We start from the raw sequence: 5,776 nt of genomic DNA on the forward strand, positions 1-5,776 counted from the left end.
GGTCTCGGCGGGCTCCTCGCCCGTCACCTGGTGACCGCCCACGGCGTACGCCGCCTGGTCCTCGCCGGCCGCCGCGGCACCGCCCCGGAGCTGCGCGCCGAACTGACCGCGCTGGGCGCCGAGGTGACCGTGGCCGCCTGCGACACCGGCGACCGCGAGGCGCTGCGCCGCCTGCTGGAGCGGCACCCGGTGGACTCCGTCGTCCACGCGGCGGGCACCGTCCACGACGGCACCGTGGACACCCTCACCGACGAGATGGTGGACGAGGTCTTCCACGCCAAGGCCCTGGGCGCCTGGCACCTGCACGAACTGACCCGGGACCGCGAGCTGTCCCACTTCGTGCTGTTCTCCTCCCTCGCCGCCGTCCTCGACGGAGCCGGCCAGGGCAACTACGCCGCCGCCAACGCCTACGTGGACGCCCTGGCCGCCCACCGGGCCGCCCTCGGCCTGCCCGCCACCTCCCTCGCCTGGGGCCTGTGGGCCGGCGGCGGCATGGGCGCCGCCCTCGACCGGGCGGACGTCCAGCGCATCGAACGCACCGGCATCGGCGCCCTAGACCCGGACGAGGCGCTCGAACTGTTCGATGCCGCCGTGGCCACGGGCGCCCCCGCCCTGGTCCCGGTACGGCTGGACACCGCCGTCCTGCGCCGCCGCGCCGGCGACGTCCCGGCCGTGCTGCGCACCCTGGCCGGAGTCACCGCCCGCCCGGACCGCGCCGGGCACGCCCACACCCTGGGCGAACGCCTGGCCGAACTGCCCGCCGCCGACCACGAGCACACCGTGCTGGAAGCGGTCCGCACCGAGGTGGCCGCCGTCCTCGGCCACCCCGGGCCGGCCGCCGTCGAACCCCGCCGCGCCTTCACCGAACTGGGCTTCGACTCGCTCGCCGCCGTGGAACTGCGCAACCGCCTGGGCACGGTCTGCGGACTGCGCCTGCCCTCGACCCTCATCTTCGACTACGCCACCCCGGCCGCCCTGGCCGGCCACCTCCTCGAGCGGCTGCGGCCGGAGCCCGAACCGGCCGCGCCCGGCGACGACGACGAGGTGCGCGCCCTGATCTCCCGTATCCCCGTCGCCCGCCTCCGCGCCGCCGGACTGCTCGACGGCCTGCTGAAGCTGACCGAACCCGCCGCGGAACCCGCCCCCGCCGAACCGGCCGGGGACATCAGGACGATGGCCGTGGCCGACCTGGTGCGCGCCGCCCTCGACCGCACCGCCCCCCAGTGACCGCCCCCGTGCCGGACGACGCGCCGCGTCCGGCACCGGGCCACCCGTACCGGCGCACCCGCACCGCGTCACCAGCGCCGCCGAGCCATCAGGGAGCGACACCGACCGTGGACACATCCGTCGAGCAGATCGTCGAGGCGCTGCGCGAGTCGCTGCTGGAGAACGAGCGGCTGCGCCGGCACAACGAGCAGATCACCGAGGCGGCGCACGAGCCCGTGGCCATCGTCGCCATGAGCTGCCGCTACCCCGGCGGCGTCCGGACCCCCGAGCAGCTGTGGCAGCTGGTCGACGCGGGCACGGACGCCGTCGGCGACTTCCCCGACGACCGGGGCTGGGACATCGAGGCGATCTACGACCCCGACCCGGACGCCCCCGGCCGCACCCACGTCCGCGAAGGCGGGTTCCTGTACGACGCGGCCCGGTTCGACCCCGGCTTCTTCGGCATCAGCCCGCGCGAGGCCCTCGCCATGGACCCGCAGCAGCGGCTGCTGCTGGAGACCGCCTGGGAGGCCTTCGAACGCGCCGGCATCGACCCGCACACCCTCAAGGGCAGCCGCACCGGCGTCTACGCGGGCGTCATGTACCACGACTACGGCAGCTGGCTCACCGAGGTCCCGGAGGGCGTCGAGGGCTACCTCGGCAACGGCAACCTCGGCAGCGTCGCCTCCGGCCGCGTCTCCTACCTCCTCGGCCTGGAGGGGCCCGCCGTCACCGTCGACACCGCCTGCTCCTCCTCCCTGGTCGCCCTCCACCTCGCCGTACAGGCCCTGCGCAGCGGCGAGTGCACCCTCGCCCTGGCCGGCGGCGTGACCGTGATGTCCACCCCGGACACCTTCATCGACTTCTCCCGCCAGCGCGGCCTCGCCCTGGACGGCCGCTGCAAGTCCTTCGCCGACGGCGCCGACGGCACCGGCTGGGGCGAGGGCGCCGGACTGCTCCTGCTGGAACGGCTCTCCGACGCCCGCCGCAACGGCCACCGCGTGCTGGCCGTCGTGCGCGGCTCCGCCGTCAACCAGGACGGCGCCTCCAACGGCCTCACCGCCCCCAACGGCCCCTCCCAGCAGCGCGTCATCCGCGCCGCCCTCGCAGGCGCCCGCCTGGAACCCCACCAGGTGCACGCCGTCGAGGCGCACGGCACCGGCACCCCGCTCGGCGACCCCATCGAGGCCCAGGCCCTGCTCGCCACCTACGGCCAGGACCGCGCCGAGCCGCTGTGGCTGGGCTCCGTCAAGTCCAACATCGGGCACACCCAGGCCGCCGCCGGCGTCGCGGGCGTCATCAAGATGGTGATGGCCATGCGGCACGGCCGGCTCCCCAGGACCCTGCACGCCGACCACCCCACCACCCAGGTCGACTGGGAGTCGGGCGCCGTCGAACTGCTCCGCGAGGCCCGGGACTGGCCGGCCGACGGCGAACCCCGCCGCGCCGCCGTCTCCTCCTTCGGCATCAGCGGCACCAACGCCCACGTCATCGTCGAGGCCGCCCCCGAGACCGAGCCCCGCGCCACCGAGCCCGCCTGGACCGGCCCGCTGCCGCTGGTGCTCTCCGGCAACGGCCCCCGGGGCCTGGCCGCCCAGGCCCGCCGTCTCCTCGACCACCTCGCCACCGCCACCGACCCCGTCCCCGACATCGCGCACACCCTCGCCACCGGGCGCGCCGCGCTGGACGAACGGGCCGTCGTCACCGCCGCCGGACCCTCCGCCCTCACCGCCGGGCTGACCGCCCTCGCCGAGGGCGACGACACCGCGCCGAACGTGGTGCGCGGCCGGCCCGCGGCGGAGTCCCGCGTCGCCTTCGTCTTCCCCGGCCAGGGCTCCCAGTGGGCCGGCATGGCCGCCGACCTCCTCGACGCCTCACCGGTGTTCGCCGCGCGCATGGCCGACTGCGCCACCGCCCTCGCCCCCGTCACCGACTGGGACCTCGTCGAGACCGTACGGTCCCGGCAGCCCCTGGACCGCGTGGACGTCGTCCAGCCCGTGCTGTGGGCGATCATGGTGTCCCTGGCCGAGGTCTGGCGCGCCCACGGGGTCCGGCCCGCCGCCGTCGTCGGCCACTCCCAGGGCGAGATCGCCGCCGCCTGCGCGACCGGCGCGCTGTCCCTCGCCGACGGCGCCCGCGTCGTGGCCCTGCGCAGCCAGGCCATCGCCCGGGAACTCTCCGGCCGGGGCGGCATGATGTCGGTGGCCCTGCCCGAGGCCCGGGTGCGCGACCTCCTCGCCCCGTACGACGGCCGGGTCTCGGTGGCCGCCGTCAACGGCGCCTCCTCCGTGGTGCTGTCCGGCGACGCCGACGCCCTGGACGCGCTCCGCGAGACCATCGTGGCCGGCGGCCACCGCGCCAAGCGGCTCCCCGTGGACTACGCCTCGCACTCCGCGCACGTCGAGACGGTCCGGGAGCGGCTCCTCACCGACCTCGCCGGCATCCGGCCCCGGCCCGCCGAGGTGCCGTTCTACTCCACCGTCACCGGCGCCCGCCTCGACACCACCGGCCTGGACGCCGGCTACTGGTACACCAACCTCCGCCAGACCGTGCTGTTCGAGTCCGCCACCCGGACCCTGCTCGACGCCGGGTACGGGGTGTTCGTGGAGTGCAGCCCGCACCCCGTGCTGCTGCACAGCGTCGAGGAGACCGCCGACACCGCCGGCGCCGGCATCACCGCCCTCGGCTCCCTGCACCGCGACGACGGCGGCGCCGAGCGCCTGCTGACCGCCCTCGGCGAGGCCTTCGTCGCCGGCGTCCCGGTGGACTGGACGCCCGTCTTCGACGGCCTGCCGGCGAACGCGACCAGGCCCCCGGCCCCGAGGTCCTCGGCCACGCTCAGCAGGACGTTGCTGAACGGCTCGGGCGAGGCGTTGACCGCCATCCGCGTCCCGGCCTTGACGGTATGGCTGGCCAGCGCCGTGGAACCGCCGAGCAGCCCGGCCGCCACATCCGACAGCGAGCCGCTCTGCCCGGCGAGCAGCGCCCCCACCCAGGCGCCGGCCAGCGGCCGGACCACCGTGTGCACGGAGTCCCACAGCGAGTCCACGTACGGGATCTTGTCGGCGACGGCCTCGCACAGGAACAGCACACCCGCGACGATCAGCACCTCCGGGCGCTGCAAGGTCCCCGGCACGTCGTCGATCCCCGTCACGCCGAACAGGCCGAGCAGCAGCACCACCGCGTAGGCGCTGACACCGCTGGCCCAGCCGCTGGTGAAGACCAGGGGAAGCACGGACACGGAGGCGATCGTAGCCAGTCCGCGGGGAGGCGGCCTGGGCACGCGCGCGGAGGGCTGAGTACAGGTACTCAGACCGCCGGATGAGTACCCGCGCGGATGGGGCACCGGCCGCCGGGGCGGGAGAGTGGAGCCACGGCAGGGGGACCGGCCCGCACCGCCGACACGGGGCGGCGGAACGGCACCCGGCCACCCGGCCGCTCCTTCCGCCGACCCGTCGGCGGAAGCGAGACGGGGGGCCTCGGGGGACGACCACCACGGGGGTCCGCACAGGGGGAACCCGTACGGGGGAGTACGGGAGGAAGTACGGGGGATCACGGGGGAAACGGGCAGGCGCCGGACCGGGAACGACCGGTCCGGCGCCTGCCCCTGTGTGCCCGGGTCCGCCGCACCGCTCGGGATCCCGTCGCACCGGCCGCCCCGGATCCGGTCGCCCAGGGTTTCGTTGCCTCGGATCCGGCCGCCCGGGGCCGGCGGCCTCAGATGCGGCCGCTGACCCGCCCCTGGAGCAGCCGGGACAGGGCCGCGTGGACGTCGTCCAGGGAGCGCGCGGGCTGGAAGGACTTCCAGTCGAGCGCGGCCACCAGCACCATGCCGACCAGCGCCGCCGCCGTCAGCGGCACGTCGATCTCGTCGCTGAACTCGCCGGCCGCCACACCCTCGCGCAGCACCCCCTCCACCACCGCCACGGCCTCCTGCCGCACCACCATCAAGGTGGACTGCCAGGCCCGGTTGGTACGCCACAGCTCGGCGACGTACAGCTGGGTGAAGGCCGGGTAGCGGTCGATGAAGACCAGGCCCGCGCGGATCATCGCGTCCAGCGCGTCCACCTTGCCGCCCCCGGCGCGTGCCGTGCCCTCGGCCGCCTCCTTCAGGGACGCGGTGAGCAGGCCGACGCCGTGCCGCAGCAGCTCCTCGAAGAGGACGGACTTGCTGGCGAAGTTGTAGTAGACCGTGCCCTTGGCGACCCCCGCCCGCTCGGCGATCTCGTCCACCGTGGTCGCGGAGAAGCCCTGCTCGGCGATGAGCGTGACGGCAGCCTCGTAGAGCTTCTGCCGGGTGGCCTCGCGGCGCGTGCTCCCGCCGGCCCTGGCGCTGGTGCTTTCCATGGCCCGATTCTCACAGGTGGCCCCGGTCCGGCCGGCCGCGCCCGTCCCCTCGGCCGCGGTGAAAGCCCAGCTCGGAACGGATTGTCAGTGGCATACCTCACGATGGGTACATACGGCATGCGTGCCGTCACCCAGACGACAGGAGGTTCGTCATGGCCCACTCGTCCGCAGCCGCCGCCCGCCGGCGCCGCGCCACCGGCCCTGCCCCCTCACTGACCGGCCC

At 75.5% G+C, this 5,776-nt stretch carries 2 protein-coding genes and 2 pseudogenes; 2 read left to right on the forward strand and 2 right to left on the reverse strand.

Annotated features, from left to right (window positions below; all coding sequences use genetic code 11):
- Window positions 1–1,227, forward strand: a 1,227-nt coding sequence (locus tag H5J33_RS21065; protein ID WP_181796481.1) for a beta-ketoacyl reductase, incomplete at its 5' end; no start/stop codon positions are given.
- Between the two features lie 107 nt (window positions 1,228–1,334).
- Window positions 1,335–4,022 (forward strand): annotated as a pseudogene (locus tag H5J33_RS21070) (type I polyketide synthase); the annotation flags it as partial.
- Here H5J33_RS21070 and H5J33_RS38730 read toward each other — a convergent pair.
- Window positions 4,001–4,447: pseudogene (locus H5J33_RS38730) on the reverse strand (DUF4126 domain-containing protein); the annotation flags it as partial. The pseudogenes H5J33_RS21070 and H5J33_RS38730 sit on opposite strands and share 22 nt — an antisense overlap.
- A 476-nt stretch (window positions 4,448–4,923) precedes the next feature.
- Window positions 4,924–5,553, reverse strand: a complete 630-nt coding sequence (locus H5J33_RS21080; protein WP_181796482.1) for a TetR/AcrR family transcriptional regulator — start codon at window positions 5,551–5,553, stop codon at window positions 4,924–4,926.
- Window positions 5,554–5,776: the final 223 nt, after the last annotated feature.

Source organism: Streptomyces sp. WELS2 (genome assembly GCF_013870595.1).
Taxonomy (GTDB): domain Bacteria; phylum Actinomycetota; class Actinomycetes; order Streptomycetales; family Streptomycetaceae; genus Streptomyces.